Here is a 17,980-nt window from a genome sequence, read left to right on the forward strand (position 1 = left end):
ATTCTTCGCTACGCTCAGAATGACAAATAGGGGTCCTTTGTTTAACGGAATTATTCTAAGGGAACAATAAGAGTTGTATGCCTATAGTATGGGCTTTTTCTTTATTATCATACGGATACGGATAATAGAAATTAAGATTTTCAGACGTCCATGCAATATCAATTCTACCTCTTTCATTTGGAAGATAAATCCCAAACCCTAAACTATAATAATCGTCCGTAACCGCATTTATTATTTTATACCAATACCCACCCCTTAAGGCACAGTATTTAAGAAGTTTCGTTTCAAGTCCACAATTTATTCCTGTAGTAGAATACCATTCATATTTCACGCTATCCGGATTTATATTATATGTTGTATATCTTTCTCGCATATTATGTAGTTCCAATCCTATTTGTGTTGTTTTGATTTTATAACCTATGCCAACCCCTGCAGTAAAAATACTCGAAGGATAACGTTCTTGTATTCCCAAAAATTGATTTATCTTATAGTTTTGCCAGCCGAGTTCAAAGTTTACGGGGATGTCATCATTTCTTATCTCTTTTAGGTAGATTCCGTAACAATTAAAAGTATCTTCAGTGCTTCTAAAATAAGCATCCAGGCCTAATCCAAGTTTATTATAATTCCATATACCCTGTGCTTTTAATTCGTAGTTATTTTGTTCTACAGCCCAGCGCGTCTCGTTAATAATATTTAATTGCATTCCGAGTTCAAGGTTTTTGAGTTTTTTGACACTAATTCCATTTTTCCATATAAGATGAGAATAATCCATATCCAAATCCCTATACAAGAGATGTAACGGGGGGTTAGCTATCTTCAAATATTCTAATCCTGTTCCGAAAGAATACCCGGAAACTAATTTAAAGTTACAACAAAAATCTCCTGATAATTCGGTAGGCGTTAGATTTATTTCATTCCCCATATCATCTGTCCCTTCAATAATTGGAATATAATTCTGCTTTTTTAAACCTATAGAAAATGCTTTCTTTTTATCCTTAAACGTTCCCCTGACAATACCCATTTTTGCTGCTTCTGACAGGTCTTTCCAACTTGTTGTATCCCGACAGGAATAAGAACCTAACCCTTTAACGGTGGAGCGATTACTATCGTCTTCTATAAGCCCTGCGAGATTATTACTAAAATCATACAGGTTAAATTCATTAAATTCGTCTTGTTGAATTAAATTCAAGTTTCCCATTCCTATAATTCTTAAAGATGGGGTTTCTAACGGAGTATTTCTGCAGTAGGGACTATCAAACTCAGCATCTTCATCCCAGATAGTCGCATAAATAGAAGTCAACAACAAACTATTAATTAGTAAACTATTTATTAATTTTGTCATAACTACAAGGTATAAGAAAGTTCTACCCTTGAATAACTAAAAGACCCCTTTAAAGAAAAAGAATTATCAATTTGACTTCTATGTTCATATAAATATTGCAATGAGACTTTTCGATAAAAATTCCATCCCAGTCCCATTGTAAAACTTTCAATGGGAAAAGCAAAAGCAAATCTTTCCATCTTGTATCCTCCACGAACGGATATATTTTTTATAGAATATTCTATCCCGCCTCGGATTTCTATGGGATGCCATAGAAGAGTATCTTCTTCAAAATAACATTCCATAGCGTTTTTATAAAACTCAATGCCCAGGATAATATTGTTAAAAGAGTGGCTTATCCCGCCGCCAAAACCATTTTCTTTTGCAGGATAATAATAGTATTGCCATAAAGATAAAGGTTGGAATTCCCAATAATTTGCATTTTTAAGAGTAAGCCATATATTGGTTTCTTTCACTTTATATAACCCATACAAAGTCAAATTTTTCATTTCATCCCATAAAACGGTATCTTCTTTCTGAAAGTTTTGCATTTCATTATCCAATCCAATTTTATATGTTATCCCAAATTTTATTTGTTTATGGAGATTAAAAATGGCATCTGTGCTTAAAAAATTAGTTTTCTGGGAAGAATATCGATCGTAATACGTGGAAAAGAGGGTAGACTGTCTAAAATCTATGTTGCTTCCTATTGTGAAATATTTATTGGCTAAAATTTCTATGCCGGCCAAGAAATGTCTTTTCTTGGGATCACCATAGGATAAAATATCTTCTGAAGGAGAATGCGGCGGTATCGTTAACCACTCCGAATATTTGTAAGAACCGCCGATTAATATGTTCTTAAACTTCACTGATAAAGATAAGTTTTTTTTTGTTTTTCCAAACGAATCCATAAAAATAAGATAACCTTCATAGTACTCATTGTCCCAGATAGGAGAATCACCGGTCTGGATAGAACCTTCTGCCGCTATAAATTTATTTTTTATATTAATTTGTGCCGCAAGATTGTTGCTCGTATAATATACCAATTGTTCACTGGCGTTGCCGTGTTCACCTTGAATCATTAGAGTCGGCAATTTGGTTTTATATTCTAAAAGACCTGCAGGGTTATTAGAGAGCTCGTACAGATTAAATTTGTATGTTGTCCCGGGAATAAAACTTAAATCTCCCATTGCTTTCGTTCTTAGGGAAGGGACGGAGAATCCGTCCGATTGCTGAAATACGGAATTGCTGAGAAATAAAATCAACAAATAAGATAACATATGGGATGTATTTTAACTTTAGGTATTAGGTTGTCAACTAAATAAATAATTGTTAGGAAACGGGCAGACCGGGCGGGCAGGCATAGCGGGATAAACTCTAAGTCACCCCTACGAAAAACGAAAATATGAAAACAGGGTAGGTGAGAGCCCCTGCAGAGCTGGATAAGTTAGAGCCCAGCAGGATAGGCATCTCTAAGAACTAAAGTTCTAAGAGCTTTCTATAATGCTCCTACGTCGCAAACTCTAACTAAACGTGCTCCCACCCTACCCGTTATTATAGATTTAAAGAAAAATACTTGATTTTTGTTAAAGGTAATACATAATAGAACAAATGAAATTTCTTGTAGTGGAAGACGATAATGTCCAGAGGGATTTGTTAAGTCCTGAAAAAATCTTGACTTTAAATACCCTTGTGATAATGTGTCTATAGAGGTGAAACTATAAATGAAAGCTACAATAAATGAGAAAGAAATCTCTAATTTAATTCACGAACTTCCGGCCCCCTTGATTCACAAGCTTGTAGAGTTTCTTGAAGTTCTTCGACCGGAACTAAAAACAACCAATAAGAAAAAGAATTATGAACTTTTTGCAAAAGCTATGGGCTCATGGAAAGATATAGATACTGAAAAAATTTATAATAATCTAAATAAGGAATGGAAGAAATGGAAACTATCTGTATAGATACTGATATTATTATAGATTATTTAAAAGGTAATGCATACAAAAATATTCTACCTTCCGTTTTGAATAAATATTTATGTAAAGTTACTCCGGTAACAGTTTATGAACTTTATTATGGCGGCTTCTATACCGGAAAAATTAAGCCGGTAGAAGATGTCCTTGCTTGCTTAACTCCTATAATATGGACAGAGAAAGCTTCAAAAGAATCTGCAAAAATCCATGTAGAGTTGATAAAAAAAGGATTCTCTTTGGATATAAGAGATATTTTTATCGCAAGTATATGCTGTACAGAAAAGATTCCACTGCTTACCCGCAATGTAAAACATTTCAAACATATTAAAGAATTAAAATTGGTATCCCCGGAATAGCAATTAAAAAATATTTAAACTGCTTGAGGCAGATTAACAAAACAGACCATTAACAAGTGGGTATTAACAAATGAAAATTCTTGTAGTTGAAGACGATAATGTCCAGAGGGATTTGTTAGTCGGGGCATTGAAAAAGGAGTACGCTATTTCGGGAGTGCCGTCAGGAGAAGCTGCGATTGAGCTTTTGCAGCGGGAAGTGTTTGACATAATTCTTATGGATATGAACCTTGGCACGACGGATGGCATAACTACTATGAAAGAAATCCACAAGATAAACCCGGAAATTATCATCATAATTATCACTGCTTACGGGAATGTAGAGAATGCCGTAAATGCCATAAAAGAAGGAGCGTACGATTACCTTACGAAACCTATAGACCTTACGAAATTGAAACTTACCATAAAGCGGGCGATGGAAACAAAACAGTTAACGCAGGAGAATAAAATCCTTAAAACAGAGATAGGAGAAAAATACGGGTTTGATAATATTATAGGAAACAGCACTGCCATACAGGAAGTTTTAAATCAGGTAGCAAGAGTCTCGAAATCAAGTTCAACGGTTTTGATACTTGGAGAAAGCGGAACGGGAAAGGAACTGATTGCAAAAGCGATTCATTATTCCAGTCTGAGAACGGCATATCCTTTTGTTCCTGTTGCTTGCGCAGCACTGCCGGATACTTTACTTGAGGCGGAACTTTTTGGATACGAAAAAGGAGCATTTACGGGAGCTCAACAAGAAAGAAAAGGAAGATTTGAAACTGCCGATAAAGGGACTTTGTTTCTTGATGAAATTGGGGATATTCCACTCAGCACTCAGGTTAAACTTTTGAGAGTTTTGCAGGAACAGGAGTTCGAAAAACTGGGAAGCAGCAAACCTATCAAAGTGGACGTCAGGGTAATATCCGCTACGAACCAACCGCTTGAACAAAGAATAAAAGAGGGGACTTTTAGGGAAGATTTATATTACAGGTTAAATGTAGTGCCGATTATAATCCCACCGTTAAGAGAAAGGAAAGAAGATATTTCGTTGCTTATAGAGCATTTTTTGAAAAAATACGGCGCTAAAATAGGGAAAACTATCGAAGGGATAAACAACGAAGCAAAAGAAGTTTTGTTAAGGTATAACTGGCCCGGCAACGTAAGGGAATTGGAAAATGTCATTGAAAGGGCAGTCGTTATGACCAGAAACAACATTATTCAACCCGATGACCTTCCAAAGACAGTTTTCGCAACAGGAAAAGCAAAAGACAATTTCTCGATTGAGTATATGGAAAAACTGCATATCGAGGAAGTGTTGAAAAAGACGAAATGGAACCTGACAAAATCGGCAGAATTGTTAAAAATACACCGCAATACCCTGAGAGAGAAAATACGTAACCTGCATATAGTGAAATAGATATTTTGTATGTAGGGCAAACCTTAAGGTTTGCATCCGCTTTTGTTTCCAATAATTTGTTAATACAGTTTTCCCCTATTTCGCAAAGCTAAAGCATTACCCTACAATTCCCTGAAATTAACTGCACTGTTTTTGTGCGATATCCTTGTAGGGTGTTGTATTTATTGGGGTTTATATTGCGGGAATGTTTTATAGATTGCCAAATCAAATATTCCGTTGCACAGAATATGTGCAATGGTTTTAATCGTGTTTTTGTTTTGCGATGGGGACGCGAGGTGGAATGCCTTATAAATAATGGGTTTTCTCTGTCTGTCGGTATTTTGTCGCGGATGTTGCTATACTAATAGGCAGAAAGGGGGAACAATGAAAAACATAAAAACTTTCACCGCTCACCGCCAAGGCGGGATCTTTGACAAGGCGGGATCTTTCATAGCCACAATGGTGGGATGTGCAATATTTCTTTGCGGGTGTCATAGTAGTCGTCATATAGATGATACTACGCCGCCAGTAGTGCCAACAGGTGTAGTTAGTGTTACAGGGAATGAGGAAGTGACTCTTTATTGGAATCCGAATTCTGAGGGTGACCTTAGCGGATACTTTATATATAGGAGCGATGATCCGCATGGTCCGTATGAAGTAATAGGCAGTTCCACCAGTGCATTTTTTGTTGACAAAGGCGTAGCAAATGCAGTAACGTATTACTATGCGATTTCGGCTTATGATTATGCAGGAAATGAAAGCGGAATTTCGGCTGAACTCATATTTGATACTCCGAGACCCGAAGGAAGGGGTGTAAAACTCTGGGATGCAGACGAATACGAAATGGATGCAGGATATGATTTCTCCGGGGAAAGAGTTTTGGAATGGGATAATGATTTTACGGATGTTTATTGTATAGCTTCCGATGGAGTTATTTTTATGGTAGCGGGAGATGCGAATACTGATATCCAGGATTTTGGATACATAGAAGAGCTTGATGAAATCAATTATGCTCCGCTCGAAGGTTGGTCCCAGACAGGAGTAGTTGAATTAATACCGGGGCACGGATATGTAGTATGGACAAATAACAATCATTTTGCCAAATTCAGAGTAACTTCGGCAACCGATGAATACGCAAGATTCGACTGGGCATACCAGGAAGATGTTGGCAACAGAGAACTTAAACATATTGGAAAACAATTTCCTAACTTTGTAACAACATTAGTAGCAGCAAAGGAGGTAAAATGAAAAACTATATCCTGATGGGTATATTATTGATTTCATCCGTTGTGGCAGGTGAACCTAACCCAAGGTTTGCCCGGATTTCAAAAATGTCCGGTCCTGCCTACATTTTAAGAAGCGGTTTAACGGAATATGAAGATGCCGCCATCAATATGGCAGTTTCCGAAGGCGACAGGATAAGAACGGAAGATTCGTATATGAAAGTGCAATTTGATAACGGGGTAGATTTGAATCTTGACAGACAAACAGAGTTGGAATTTTCCAGTCTCTCAAGAGATGAAAACGGGGAAGAAATATCTGCAGTTTATGTCTTAGCCGGGAAAGTAAGGGCTAACGTGCCAAGATATTACAACGCCGAGAAAAGGTTTTACATACAGACGCAGGAAGGCGGGGTTGCTCTTGAAGAGCAGGCCAGCGCGCAGGTAGAAGCAGGGGAAAAAGTAACCAGAATAATAGTATACGAAGGCAGAGGAAAAGCATTAAGCAATACGGGAGAAATATCTTTATTGGCAGGGGAAACTACGATTATAGAAAAGGATAAAAAACCGGCACATCCTGAAAAGTATGGAGCGGCGAGAGAAAAAGATTTTAACAACTGGTGTGCGGTTGCCGTAGAGGGTAACATACAAAGCAGAAAATACGTTCCGGATGACGTAATAATAGGAGTTGAAGAACTTGACAGGCACGGCAGATGGGTACACATTGATGATTATGGCTGGGTATGGCGTCCGAGTGTGAGTTCAAATTGGAGACCTTATTATGACGGGCACTGGGTATTTTCGGCAAGATGGGGTTGGACATGGGTTTCTTATGAATCGTGGGGATGGGCACCTTATCATTACGGCAGGTGGGTATATGATTGGCCATACGGCTGGGTGTGGATACCCGGAAGAACTTGGGGACCATCATGGGTTTGCTGGTATGAAGAACCGGGTTATATAGGTTGGTGTCCGATGGGTCCCGGGGATCGTCCATGGTTTCATCATTCAAGGCATCATCACATTAGACAATGGGTGTGTGTAGAAAGAAATCATTTCAAAAACTACAGATACAAAGACTCCTGGGATACGCCGAACAAACCGACTCGCCAATCATACAAATACAAAGAAGTCACTTCCAAGGGCGATACAAAATGGACAAAAACGATAACGAATATTAAGCCGGACTATGTGAAAACTACAGAGCCGACAAAGAAAGACCTTGTTCCTACAATCAAAGGTTTTCCTATTAGCAAACAACCTGTGGTCGGGAAAACACCCTTAAGACAAAAAGACGTTAGAGAAGAACTTAACAAAAATACAATACAACCGAAACCTGTTTTTATATCAAGGCCCAAAACTCTTGAAGAAAAGGAACGCCCTAATACAGCGGTGAAAAACAAAGTGGTTCAGCAGCCTGTAGACGAAAGGGCTATGGAGAAGAAAACTCCCGTGATTATAAATGAAAGTCCCAAAAGCGATGAAAAGAAGGTTTACCAGGAAAATAAACCTGTCACGAAACAAAAATCTGAACAGAAAACAGAGAAAGCAAAAGAGAGCAGTTCAGTAACAACCGCTACAAAAACCGAGAAATCTTATTCTGAATATGGAACATCCCGCCCCGGCGGTGAGAACAAGTCTGTTGAAAGAAGACCGAGTAATTCGGGTATGTCTTCCGGGAATAAAGGTAATACAAAACGTCCGACAAAATGATAAAAATGGAGAATTTTATGAAAACAAATAACAGAATCGTGGCAATTCTCTCTCTCGGGATTATGTTGAGTAGTGTATCTTTTGCAAAAGAATCGTTACCTTTGACAGGCACAAGACAGGCGCGGTTGAAAAATGAGACCAGAATATTCAATCAATCCGGTAATCAAAGGAAGAGTCCTGTGTTTGCACAAAAGGATACGTTTATTGACAACAATAAGGATGGGATTAATGATTTGCTGGACAAGGAAAAAGATTCGTCTCCTTTGTTTCAATTTCTGAACAATAAAGTAAACAACTCCTTAACCAAAGAAAAACTAAACATTGCAAAAGAACTGGTCGAAACAGCATCCACTACAAAATCTAATGGGAAAAGTATGACGGGAGAACAAATTTCAGCAGGAACGCGTTCCGGTGTGGAGAAAATAAAGTATCCGAAGAGACCTGAAAAACCTACGGTAAGTTCTGCTAAATCGGTGGTTGTAAAGAAACCTATCCCAGTTAAAGTAAAGACCAAATAGGGTATTATTGAAATAAGAAAACTCTGCGATTACTTTAACAGTAGTCGCAGAGTTTTCTTTATATAAAACAAAGTTTTCTCGCAAGGCTAATCCGCCTTAGGCGGACTTGCCCTACATTCTATTCCTATTTATACAGCAAAAGAATATTATATCAGTAAGAGAGTCCGAAATAGATTCCCCGTCCGGGGACACTATAGCCCCAACTTTCCATATATTGTTCGTTTATCAGGTTTTCTATTCGTACCTGAAGTTTTAATCCTTTTTTGCTTACATCAGACGGGAACGAATAACTTACGTCTATTTTTCTGCAGGATTTAATATCTACGAGTCCGAAAGCATCTTTATCCTGTCTTTTTCCTATGCAACAAAACTTTACGTTGAACCAGCGGTAATTTATTCCCCACCTGTAGTTAAGGGATGGAATGAGGAGATACGCTTCCGGCCAATCAATTTTATCCACGCCGGTAAAATTTATATCCATACTTAAATCATCAAAAAGCATAAGTAAAAAGTAGAACTCTATTCCGTCCGTGCACCAGGCATTACTTACGGTTCTATTTTTATACTTATCGTTTACAATATCAATGGATTGAACGACGTGTTGGTTGAAATATGTAATTTCCGCCCTTCCATCTTTGAATCTGTGCTCTGCACCTACATCATACCCTCTATTTTGTTCCGGGGTGAGTCCGGGATTTCCAGACACCGGGTTAAACAACTGATAAAAAGTAGGAGTTTTGAATCCGTATCCGTAATTCCCCTTAAATTTTGTATTCTTTACCAGGAATGCCATAGAAAACAACCAGGCGCTCTGTGTTTCAAATCTCTGGTAATCGTCAATTCTCCCGCTAAGGTTAAGGAACAGGTTTTTGTAACTCGGTTCGACTTCCGCATAAATGGCGCGATTAGATATGGAATGAGCGGTATCCCTGGTACAGTTACAGTTCTCCCCGGTTTCTTTAGCATATTCGATACCCGTTATTACGTGGAAAGATTTCTTAAAATTAAAACTGTTTTGAATTTCCGTTTTTACATATTCGCCTTCATAATAATTCTCGTTCATATTTGTTCTTGATTTGTCAATACTTTCGTTTCCCCGGGTATTTGTTACTTCCGAACTTATCTTATAGCTATATAAATTTGATAATTTATGGTTAAGCGATAATACACCGTATTTAAAGTTCGATAAAGAGACAAGATTAGAGCTGTCGGCAAACTGTCCCGCATCAACTTCTATTTGAGAATTTCGCATTCCCATTGTCAGATTAATGGATAAGTTATTAAGCGGGTAAGTGTTTACTTTCGTATAAACGCCTTTATTTTTGTAACCGTCAACTTCGTCTGCGGGCAAGCTGTCCGTTAACGAAAGGGATTTAGATAATCCTCCCGAGTTAATATTAAACAAAGAAACCGCATAATCAAATTTACCCGTACCTCCACTTATTCCCGCTCTTTCTTCCAAAGTATTATATGCGCCGCCATATCCTTTAGCGTTAATTCTGAATCCCTTCCTGCCTTTTTTTGTAATGATATTTATTACACCACCGCTTGCATCGTTTCCGTATATTGAACTCTGGGGACCGCGGACTATTTCTATTTTTTCTACGGCTGCCGTAGATAGAGTTCCCCAGTCAAAGCCTCTATCAGTGGATGCGGGGTTATTTACTTTTACTCCATCAATAAGAACAAGTGTGTGATTACCTTCAATACCTCTCATATGGACGTCCGTAAAACCACCGAACGGACCTTCCTGCGCTACAAAAACTCCCATATAGTTTCGCAGAACGTCAAATACCGTAGGAGAACCGTCTCTTTCTATTTCTTCCCGCGTAATGATGCTATAACATTTACCGGTATATTTAACGGGCTCTTCGGTTTTTGCGGCAGTATAAATGTTGGTTTTTCTTTTAGATATTTCTTTTATTTCGACTATTTCGTCGGAGTCCGGTTGCGTGGATTTGATGCCTGGCAAATATTGGGTTAAATTACTATCCTGTTTGGCGCTATCCGGTATGTAAGATGCGATGCTATCGGGAATTTCTTCCACCGCATTGCTGTCGGGCAGAAATTGTTTTGAAGGGGGATTGGGTTTGCCCGGCGGAAGGAAAAAAGAAGAAGCCAGAAGAATTAAGTTAAGAAATATTGTCATTATTTACCCCCTAAGTTTAGTATAATATTTTATAACTACCAATTATATCCGCATACAGCTCCGGCAATGGAAAAAATACTTCCAATCCCCACACCAACGACAGTTGCCAAGACGCCGGAGTAATGTTCGTCTATTAAACCACATGCAGTTCCTCCAACAAGCATCCCTGCTCCACTCCCAATTGCCATCCCTAAAAAAGTGTTCCAGTAATCCCCATCTTCTCCGAGTTTTTCCCCTACAAATCTAATACCTTTCGGAAGTTCAATTATAGCGCCCAATGGTGCGCCTATACAGCCCCCAACCAAGAGTCTTATATCCCCGGCAGAGGGGTCGTCATAAATATGTCGCCCAAATATGGCTCCTAATAAAGTCAATCCTACAATGGGGATGCCGGCCCCAATTAATCCTCCCAAAACACCTCCACAAAGTCCACCCATTGCCTCTTTGGCATATATAGAGAAAGAGGTTTTCCCTTTTACAGTATTACTTGTATCTGCCGTTTGCAGCAAGTTAAAATTCAATAAGTTATTTGTAGTTTTGGGACTGAAAAACACACTGCTTTCTGTCGGATGAAATCCAACATCTGCGAATACGCATACAGGTAAAAGCAAAATTAATATTCCTATTCTTTTCATAATCTGCAAATTGCATCATCAACAAACAATTATCTATAATAAATCTGTACCTCTGTCAAGAAAGGTTTTAAGATTCCTCGTAATCTTGTAAATCCTGTCTTATTTTTCTGTGTTATGTTTCTATTTTTTCCGTTCCTTACTTAACTAACTACACTAACTAAACCAACTCAACTATCTTTTTTCCCTTTCTTCCGCTTAGGTCTTCAACCTCTTTGACTTCGCCGCCGGGAAAAGCACATTATTTAATATCAGTCTATACCCCGGCGAATTAGGATAGAGTTCAAGTTTCGTCGGCGGGTCACCCACCATATGGGTATAATCTTCGGGGTCGTGTCCTCCATAAAATGCAAAAAATCCTTTACCGTAATCACCGTATAAATACTTAACTTCCGATGTCCCTTTTACCTGTCCCAGGATGGTTACGTTTGGTTTCACTAAATTTTTTCTGAACCCCGTTGTTTGTCCCATAAATTCGGCAACAACATTTGTATGGTCTTGAGTTAGGAGTGTAGGTATCGGGTCGTATTTGGCGGAAAACTCCGACAATTCAAAATATACGTTTTCGCCCCGCATACGGGCTTCATCGCTTACGTCGATATTTGAGTGCCTGTATCTCATCGGGTCAATATCGATTTCAAAATCCTTAAAAGCGAATGCATTTTGAAAATTCAATTTTTGCTGGCAACTGCGGTCATAACCATCTCCATCCAGCGTTGGGACGATATCCATCCCGTATGCCGCAAGACCTATGTCAATCGTTTCTGTCGCGGAACACATTGCAAACAAGAATCCGCCATTATTTACGTATTGGGATATTTTGTTTGCAACGGATTGTTTCAACTGCCATACTTTTTTAAATCCCAGTTTTTTTGCCATTGATTCGTTTAATGTTACTTCTTCTTTGAACCATAAAGTAAATCCAAACCCGCCAAAGAATTTTCCGTACTGTCCCGTGAAATCCTCGTGGTGAAGGTGAAGCCAATCAAAGTCCGAAAGAGTTCCGTTAATTACCTGCTCGTCCCATATTTTAGTGTAAGGGATATCCGCATAGTTTAAAGCAAGGGTAACGGCATCATCCCAGGGAGAACTATACGGCGGGGTATAAACGGCAATTCTGGGAGCCATTGTCAATTCGACTCTTTCCATATTTTCGGATTCTATGGTCGAATATATGGACTGCGCAGTTCCCTCGGAAACCTTTTCGTAAGTTACGCCTTTTGTTTTGCATAATTTTTCGGTCAGGTTGTTTTCGTCGAGCAGAAAAGCCCCCCCGCGATAATTGAGCAGCCACTCTGCTTTTACGCCGGATTGCAGAGATTTATAAATCACTCCATAAGCCCGCAGATGGTCGGTCTGGGATAAGTCCATAGGTATAAGGAGTTTTGAAACGAAAAATAATATTAACATATTCATTAAGTTATTTTAATTAATTTCCCAATCCAAATTCTAAAATCTAAAGTCCCAATTTCCCTATTTTCCCAACAACTTCTGTAATTTATCCCTGTCTTTTTTTGCTCTTTCCTGCCTGCCTAACTTCTCATAAGCCAACGCCCTGTTTCTATATCCTTTCGGGTTATCCGGGGCCAATTTTATTAGTTTGCTGTATGCAACCACGGCGAGTTCATAATCTCCGGTAGTCATATATATTTCGCCTATATACGGCAACAATTCTATATCTGCAGGGTCCGCCGTTATCGTATCCTCGATAGCTATTTCCGGGAGCTTCACTCCTTTAGACGTTATTGATGGAAGAAGACCGGGTTTTTTGATGGGTTCGCCTCTTCTTAATCTTTTTGCCGTTTTTAAGTCCGCGTTTGCCTGAGACTGCAATCCAAGTTTCCAGTAAGCAGTTCCCCTGTTTTCATAAGCGCGGGGAAGCTGCTGGTTAAAAGAAATTATTCTCGTGTAAACGACTACCGCAGATTTGTAGTCTCCCTTAACAATACATATTGCGCCAAGATGAAACATAGCGTCAATGTCGTTTGGAGATAAACTAATTGCCTTGTTAAAAGAGACTATCGCATCGTCGTATTTTCTTATTTTAGCAAAAGCTGCGCCGAGATTATAATACGCATCTTTTAGCGTAGAGTCTTCTTTTACTACCTGTTTGAAAAGTACAATACTGCTGTCATATTTGCCGCGATTATAATAGTTTATTCCTTGTTGGTATAGCCCATCCCAGGCATTAGAGCATATAAAAAAACTCATTACTAAAGGTAACATTTTTGTATACTATACTTTTCTTTATGAGAATGCAACTAAAAAGTTGAGAGGTTATACTTATGCCACAAAAACAACAAAACAGTAATCACGAGATTCCCAGCAGAGCAGGATAACTTGGAGTAATGTTCACGCAGAACAAACTCCAAGTAATCACAGATTTACACAAGAAACAGAACACGGAAAATTCAACCATGAAAACACGAAAGCGCGGGAAACAGAAAAAAAGATAAGACAGGGTTAACAAGATTAAATAAAAAACATAGAGTAACAAGAAAGACGCAAAAGTTCTAAAATAGAAAACTCCGTAATTTTCTCTTGACAACTTTATTCTTATATGCGAATGTAAGCATATAGTTCGGCAATAGAGAGTTGAGTTAGTTAAGTAAGTAAAGTGGGGTAAGTAAGTCAAAAGGGGGAGTATGGAAGAATTGATAAGGATTTTTGAAGTTCTCGGCGATGAGACCAGGCTGAGAATTATGAAGATTTTATTGGAAAGAGATACTCTTTGTGTCTGCGAAATAATGCAGGCGCTTCGCATAAATCAAACACGGGTGTCAAAACATTTGAGAATTTTAAAAGATGCCGGACTGGTAAAAAGCAAAAAAAAAGGACTATGGGTTTACTATTCGATTAATAAAAATAGCTCTAAGAATATGAAAGAAATATTGTTGTTTTTAAAACAAATGCTTAATGAAGATGGAATTCTAATAAAAGATAAAAAACGATTGGCAAAAGCCGTGAAGTTGAGTGAATGTAAATGTAAAATAGTATAGACGGTAAAACAAAAACATATAATGGATATATTTTATCCGGTTAAGTTATTTGCGAATTGGATAACTTACGGGATTTTGAGCTTAAAAGCAAAGACGCTTTTGGCGGAGGCGATAAACTTTTTTATCTTTGATACGATAAAAATTTTCATTCTGCTTTCGGTTATTATTTTTGTCGTTTCTATAATCAGGTCGTTCCTGCCCCCGGAAAAAATCCGCAATATTTTAGCAAGAAAAAATAAATATGTAGGAAATGTTCTTGCGGCTTTGTTCGGCATTGTTACGCCTTTTTGTTCCTGCAGCGCTATTCCCTTGTTTCTGGGGTTTTTGGAAGTTGGCGTCCCACTCGGGGCAACTTTTTCTTTTCTTGTTGCTTCACCTATGATTAATGAAGTTGCGCTGGTTATGCTTTTCGGAATGTTTGGCTGGAAAATTGCACTTATTTATGTCGTAAGCGGACTTATAATTTCAATCCTTTCCGGTATAATTATAGGGAAACTAAAAGTCGAAAACTGGGTGGAAAAATTTTCGTTTGCCAATAAAATAAAAACTTCGGAAGATGGCTCAAAAATAGAATGGAAAGAAAGAATTAATTATGCCAGGGGGTACACTTCCGACATAATTAAAAAAGTCTGGATTTACATTCTGGTTGGAATTGGTTTGGGAGCATGGATACACGGGTATGTCCCTATGAACTTTTTAGCTAAATACGCAGGCGCAGATAAATGGTATGCAGTTCCGTTAGCTACGCTTATTGGAATTCCTCTTTATTCGAATGCCGCCGGCATTATTCCGTTAGTGAGCGCGTTGACCGAAAAGGGAGTAGCGTTGGGAACTACCTTGGCATTTATGATGGCGGTTACTGCTTTGTCTTTGCCGGAATTTATGATTCTAAGAAGGGTAATGAAAACGAAATTGATTTTAGTTTTTGCGGGAATTGTCGGAATAGGAATTATTTTTACGGGGTATTTGTTTAACTTTATTATAAAATAGGAAGAATCCAGCTTTGCTGGATAAGTTGGAGTAATCCCGCCATGGCGGGAAAGTCCAACTAAGGAGGACGAAATGAAAATAGAAATACTGGGAATTGGATGCGCAAAATGTAAACAAACTTACGCCAACGCAGAGAAGGCAGTTAGTGAGCTGGGCATTTCCGCAGAAATAGTAAAAGTGGAAAAAATAGATGAAATAATGAAGTACAACGTAATGATGACTCCTGCAGTAGTAGTTGACGGCGTTGTTAAATGTTCGGGAAAAATGCCGACCGTTGAAGAGATAAAAAGTTGGATTAAACCCGGATGAGGCCATTAGAAAAAATATCCGGCGTGACCGGATAAGAAAATAACTTGTAGTAATTAAAAAAGTAATTCGTTGCAAAGGGGGAAAAGAATGATAAAAGTTAAAAATTTATTTGTAGTTTTTTCGCTTGTTATTGTTACCTCCGTAACTTTTGCAGAACAGGAAAAATTTTCGATAAGCGGGGAAGGGAAAATAAGGTTTAAGTACGTAGAAGCAAACGTTGATACCATAAAAGGGAGTTACGGGGAGACACTAAAAAAAGGACTTACCTTGAGAGAAAGAATTGATTTATCCGTTAATATCCCGATTACGGAATACCTTAAAGTAATCGGAACGGTGAGAATAAGCAACGAGGACACGCCCGTTGTAATGATGCCGGCGCCCGATTTTGTTTCTACAAAAGCTATCGCAGGATGGCTGTCGCTGAGTTGGGAAAAGAGCCCGTTTACAGTAATTGCGGGAAACTACGACGCGAGTTTTACTCCGTTAACTTTTATGCGATGGGATTTGAACGATAATCCTCTCGGCGCTACAAGCTGCGCCTGCCAGGCATCGGTTGGCGGAATCAGCGGGGAAAGCCTTGAAGAACTACAGGAAGATTATAAGCTGGAAGGTCTTAAAACGGAGTTGAGCGGGGAACTGGGAGACTTTACGGCTCTGTTTGCAATTCCTCAATTTGAAAGTAAAAATATGAGTGCCAATAAATATATGTACGGGGCAAGAGCGCGGTTTGTTCCGGCTTTTATAGAAAATCTTTCCTCCGCGAGTTTTGGCGTTACGGGATTAAGTATAAAAGACGATACCGCAAAAGTGGAAATGTCTTACACGAAACCGTTTCAAAGCGATGTGTTCGGATGCGACGTCAGGATTCCTATCTTATGGAATACTTCTTTTGTCGGTGAATATGCGCGAAGCACAAGAGATGATGACCTGCGAGATACTTTGAATATAGTTCACAGTAAAAATGGGATTACCGGTGGGTTACAGCTTTTAAGCAGTGATAAGATAGACGTAAATTTATTATACTTGCAGATGGACCCTTATTTCGCGCCCCTATACAGGTCGTTATCTTGCGCCGCTAATCGCAGGGGAGTCCGTTTTTCGTTTACATACAGGGATATGCCGCTGTTTTCCAAAGAAGTAACCATTGCGGGCTATTATAAAAAACTAAAAGAAATTGAGCCGACATGGGATGATATGTTTATACCTATTCCTATATCTATGCCTATTACGTATGATTCTAAAATTACAACCTTCCACAGCTCGTTAACGGATTTTCTTGTTGCGAACTTCGGAATAACAGTGCCAATCGTTTCCAACTGGAAAATAGAAAACGATTATGAGTACAGGTCAGAGTATAGACCGGATGATATTTTGACAACAATGGACGAGAAAATAAATAACCAGACGGCTATAGTATCTTTGATATTGTCTTATGAGTTTACAATGCAAAGCAAGGTTTTGTTGAAATATCAACTTATAGATTATATGGATAATCTCGGGGAAAAAGATTATATAGCGAAAATACCAATGTTACAGTTTAGTTTTAAGTTTTAACAGATAAAATGCAAAAACAAATATTGCCACTAAAACACGAAAGCACAAAAAAGAAACACGAAATAAAAATCAAGAGAACATAAAAAGAGGATTATTTTTGCAAGGGATGGGGAATTTAGATGTCTAATAAATAGGGTGAAAAAAGATGATTAATGAATAAGTCCAGCTGAGCTGGATAAGTTGGTCTAATGTTCCTTAAGGAACAAAGTCCAACTAAGGAGGAAAGATGAAAAGAAATTTCTTTATGTTTGTCCTAATATCTATATTAGGATTTACGGCGAAAGGATTTTGCGAGAACACGGACTCGGTCAAAACCATTCGTCCTATTATACCTGATACTTCTAAACATACAAAGACCGTTCGTCCTCTTTTGAATAACATCGAGACCGTTCAGCTACAGTATCAACTCAAGGTTCCTCTCGCTGACAGCGCTAAGAGTCTTGACAGCCTTCGTTCTGCTATAGACAGCCTTTTTCTGGGGGCTCTTAATGGCAGCAAAAAATCTGCCAAGACAGTTCATACTATTATACGTGACAGCGCGACAGTTCAGGTTGTTGTAAACGATAGCGCTAAAGTTGACTCAACGAGAATGCCGATACTTATGGATTTTGGAGGTAATAGGTGCAAAAACTGTATAATAACAAAAAAACGACTGGAAAAGATTGAAAAGAAGTTCCGGGGAAAGGCAAAAATAATATCCATAGATGTGAATAAAGAGAAAGAGCTTACGAAAAAATATAAAATACTTCTTATTCCTACGCTTGTATTCTTAGATAAAAACGGAAAAGAGGTTTATCGTAAAACGGGTCTGATGGAAGAAAAAGCAATGAGTACGAAACTGGAAGAGTTAACAAAATAGAAACTACAAGAT

General features: G+C 38.4%; 17 protein-coding genes. 11 read left to right on the forward strand and 6 right to left on the reverse strand.

The genetic code is table 11. The features are described from left to right. Window positions 1-55 precede the first annotated feature (55 nt). Both WC614_08055 and WC614_08060 read right to left on the reverse strand, forming a co-directional pair. Window positions 56-1,342, reverse strand: a complete 1,287-nt coding sequence (locus tag WC614_08055) for a hypothetical protein (protein MFA5032956.1) — start codon at window positions 1,340-1,342, stop codon at window positions 56-58. A gap of 2 nt (window positions 1,343-1,344) precedes the next feature. Beyond that, a complete protein-coding gene (locus WC614_08060; GenBank protein ID MFA5032957.1) occupies window positions 1,345-2,601 on the reverse strand; it encodes a hypothetical protein in 1,257 nt (418 codons plus the stop codon). Window positions 2,602-3,045: 444 nt separating this feature from the next. On the opposite strand from WC614_08060, the gene WC614_08065 reads away from it, so the two are divergent. From WC614_08065 to WC614_08090, 6 genes are all read left to right on the forward strand, one after another. Beyond that, window positions 3,046-3,282, forward strand: coding sequence for a hypothetical protein (locus WC614_08065; protein ID MFA5032958.1), 237 nt, complete (start codon window positions 3,046-3,048; stop codon window positions 3,280-3,282). Then, window positions 3,264-3,650 carry a type II toxin-antitoxin system VapC family toxin gene (locus tag WC614_08070; GenBank protein MFA5032959.1) on the forward strand — a complete coding sequence of 129 codons (387 nt, stop codon included), beginning with the start codon at window positions 3,264-3,266 and terminating at the stop codon, window positions 3,648-3,650. Before WC614_08065 ends, WC614_08070 begins: the two co-directional genes overlap by 19 nt. 70 nt (window positions 3,651-3,720) lie before the next feature. Further along, complete coding sequence (locus tag WC614_08075) at window positions 3,721-5,046, forward strand: sigma-54 dependent transcriptional regulator (protein ID MFA5032960.1); 1,326 nt, start codon at window positions 3,721-3,723, stop codon at window positions 5,044-5,046. A 363-nt stretch (window positions 5,047-5,409) separates the two neighbouring features. Continuing rightward, window positions 5,410-6,273, forward strand: coding sequence for a fibronectin type III domain-containing protein (locus WC614_08080; protein ID MFA5032961.1), 864 nt, complete (start codon window positions 5,410-5,412; stop codon window positions 6,271-6,273). Continuing rightward, window positions 6,270-7,958 carry a DUF6600 domain-containing protein gene (locus WC614_08085; GenBank protein MFA5032962.1) on the forward strand — a complete coding sequence of 563 codons (1,689 nt, stop codon included), beginning with the start codon at window positions 6,270-6,272 and terminating at the stop codon, window positions 7,956-7,958. Before WC614_08080 ends, WC614_08085 begins: the two co-directional genes overlap by 4 nt. A 17-nt stretch (window positions 7,959-7,975) precedes the next feature. Beyond that, window positions 7,976-8,476: a hypothetical protein gene (locus tag WC614_08090; protein MFA5032963.1), complete on the forward strand. Its 501-nt coding sequence runs from the start codon at window positions 7,976-7,978 to the stop codon at window positions 8,474-8,476. A gap of 151 nt (window positions 8,477-8,627) precedes the next feature. On the opposite strand, the gene WC614_08095 is transcribed toward WC614_08090, so the two are convergent. The 4 genes from WC614_08095 to WC614_08110 all read right to left on the reverse strand — a co-directional run bounded on the left by WC614_08095 (window position 8,628) and on the right by WC614_08110 (window position 13,483). After that, the gene (locus WC614_08095) at window positions 8,628-10,625 is read right to left on the reverse strand and encodes a TonB-dependent receptor (GenBank protein MFA5032964.1); all 1,998 of its coding nucleotides are present in this window, start codon (window positions 10,623-10,625) and stop codon (window positions 8,628-8,630) included. A gap of 35 nt (window positions 10,626-10,660) precedes the next feature. Then, window positions 10,661-11,260 (reverse strand): hypothetical protein, encoded by a 600-nt coding sequence (locus WC614_08100; GenBank protein MFA5032965.1) that lies wholly within the window; start codon window positions 11,258-11,260, stop codon window positions 10,661-10,663. Between the two features lie 195 nt (window positions 11,261-11,455). After that, window positions 11,456-12,673: an asparagine synthetase B gene (locus tag WC614_08105; protein ID MFA5032966.1), complete on the reverse strand. Its 1,218-nt coding sequence runs from the start codon at window positions 12,671-12,673 to the stop codon at window positions 11,456-11,458. 57 nt (window positions 12,674-12,730) lie between these two features. Further along, window positions 12,731-13,483: a tetratricopeptide repeat protein gene (locus WC614_08110; protein ID MFA5032967.1), complete on the reverse strand. Its 753-nt coding sequence runs from the start codon at window positions 13,481-13,483 to the stop codon at window positions 12,731-12,733. 419 nt (window positions 13,484-13,902) lie between these two features. Between WC614_08110 and WC614_08115 the strand changes: the two genes are divergently transcribed. The 5 genes from WC614_08115 (at window position 13,903) to WC614_08135 (ending at window position 17,968) form a co-directional block, all read left to right on the forward strand. Further along, window positions 13,903-14,256 carry a metalloregulator ArsR/SmtB family transcription factor gene (locus WC614_08115; GenBank protein ID MFA5032968.1) on the forward strand — a complete coding sequence of 118 codons (354 nt, stop codon included), beginning with the start codon at window positions 13,903-13,905 and terminating at the stop codon, window positions 14,254-14,256. Between the two features lie 21 nt (window positions 14,257-14,277). Further along, window positions 14,278-15,246, forward strand: a complete 969-nt coding sequence (locus WC614_08120; GenBank protein ID MFA5032969.1) for a permease — start codon at window positions 14,278-14,280, stop codon at window positions 15,244-15,246. A gap of 72 nt (window positions 15,247-15,318) precedes the next feature. Then, a complete protein-coding gene (locus tag WC614_08125) occupies window positions 15,319-15,555 on the forward strand; it encodes a thioredoxin family protein (protein MFA5032970.1) in 237 nt (78 codons plus the stop codon). Between the two features lie 87 nt (window positions 15,556-15,642). Then, window positions 15,643-17,109 (forward strand): hypothetical protein, encoded by a 1,467-nt coding sequence (locus tag WC614_08130; GenBank protein MFA5032971.1) that lies wholly within the window; start codon window positions 15,643-15,645, stop codon window positions 17,107-17,109. Window positions 17,110-17,335: 226 nt separating this feature from the next. Further along, a complete protein-coding gene (locus tag WC614_08135) occupies window positions 17,336-17,968 on the forward strand; it encodes a thioredoxin family protein (GenBank protein ID MFA5032972.1) in 633 nt (210 codons plus the stop codon). Window positions 17,969-17,980 lie beyond the last annotated feature (12 nt).

It is taken from the genome of bacterium, from assembly GCA_041649255.1.
Classification (GTDB): domain Bacteria; phylum Hydrothermota; class UBA3073; order JACQXS01; family JAQTXJ01; genus JAQTXJ01.

Coding starts and splice junctions, on each gene's coding strand:
- WC614_08055 (MFA5032956.1), bottom strand. CDS start 1,342: ATGACAAAATTAATAAATAGTTTACTAATTAATAGTTTGTTGTTGACT.
- WC614_08060 (MFA5032957.1), bottom strand. CDS start 2,601: ATGTTATCTTATTTGTTGATTTTATTTCTCAGCAATTCCGTATTTCAG.
- WC614_08065 (MFA5032958.1), top strand. CDS start 3,046: ATGAAAGCTACAATAAATGAGAAAGAAATCTCTAATTTAATTCACGAA.
- WC614_08070 (MFA5032959.1), top strand. CDS start 3,264: ATGGAAACTATCTGTATAGATACTGATATTATTATAGATTATTTAAAA.
- WC614_08075 (MFA5032960.1), top strand. CDS start 3,721: ATGAAAATTCTTGTAGTTGAAGACGATAATGTCCAGAGGGATTTGTTA.
- WC614_08080 (MFA5032961.1), top strand. CDS start 5,410: ATGAAAAACATAAAAACTTTCACCGCTCACCGCCAAGGCGGGATCTTT.
- WC614_08085 (MFA5032962.1), top strand. CDS start 6,270: ATGAAAAACTATATCCTGATGGGTATATTATTGATTTCATCCGTTGTG.
- WC614_08090 (MFA5032963.1), top strand. CDS start 7,976: ATGAAAACAAATAACAGAATCGTGGCAATTCTCTCTCTCGGGATTATG.
- WC614_08095 (MFA5032964.1), bottom strand. CDS start 10,625: ATGACAATATTTCTTAACTTAATTCTTCTGGCTTCTTCTTTTTTCCTT.
- WC614_08100 (MFA5032965.1), bottom strand. CDS start 11,260: ATGAAAAGAATAGGAATATTAATTTTGCTTTTACCTGTATGCGTATTC.
- WC614_08105 (MFA5032966.1), bottom strand. CDS start 12,673: ATGAATATGTTAATATTATTTTTCGTTTCAAAACTCCTTATACCTATG.
- WC614_08110 (MFA5032967.1), bottom strand. CDS start 13,483: ATGTTACCTTTAGTAATGAGTTTTTTTATATGCTCTAATGCCTGGGAT.
- WC614_08115 (MFA5032968.1), top strand. CDS start 13,903: ATGGAAGAATTGATAAGGATTTTTGAAGTTCTCGGCGATGAGACCAGG.
- WC614_08120 (MFA5032969.1), top strand. CDS start 14,278: ATGGATATATTTTATCCGGTTAAGTTATTTGCGAATTGGATAACTTAC.
- WC614_08125 (MFA5032970.1), top strand. CDS start 15,319: ATGAAAATAGAAATACTGGGAATTGGATGCGCAAAATGTAAACAAACT.
- WC614_08130 (MFA5032971.1), top strand. CDS start 15,643: ATGATAAAAGTTAAAAATTTATTTGTAGTTTTTTCGCTTGTTATTGTT.
- WC614_08135 (MFA5032972.1), top strand. CDS start 17,336: ATGAAAAGAAATTTCTTTATGTTTGTCCTAATATCTATATTAGGATTT.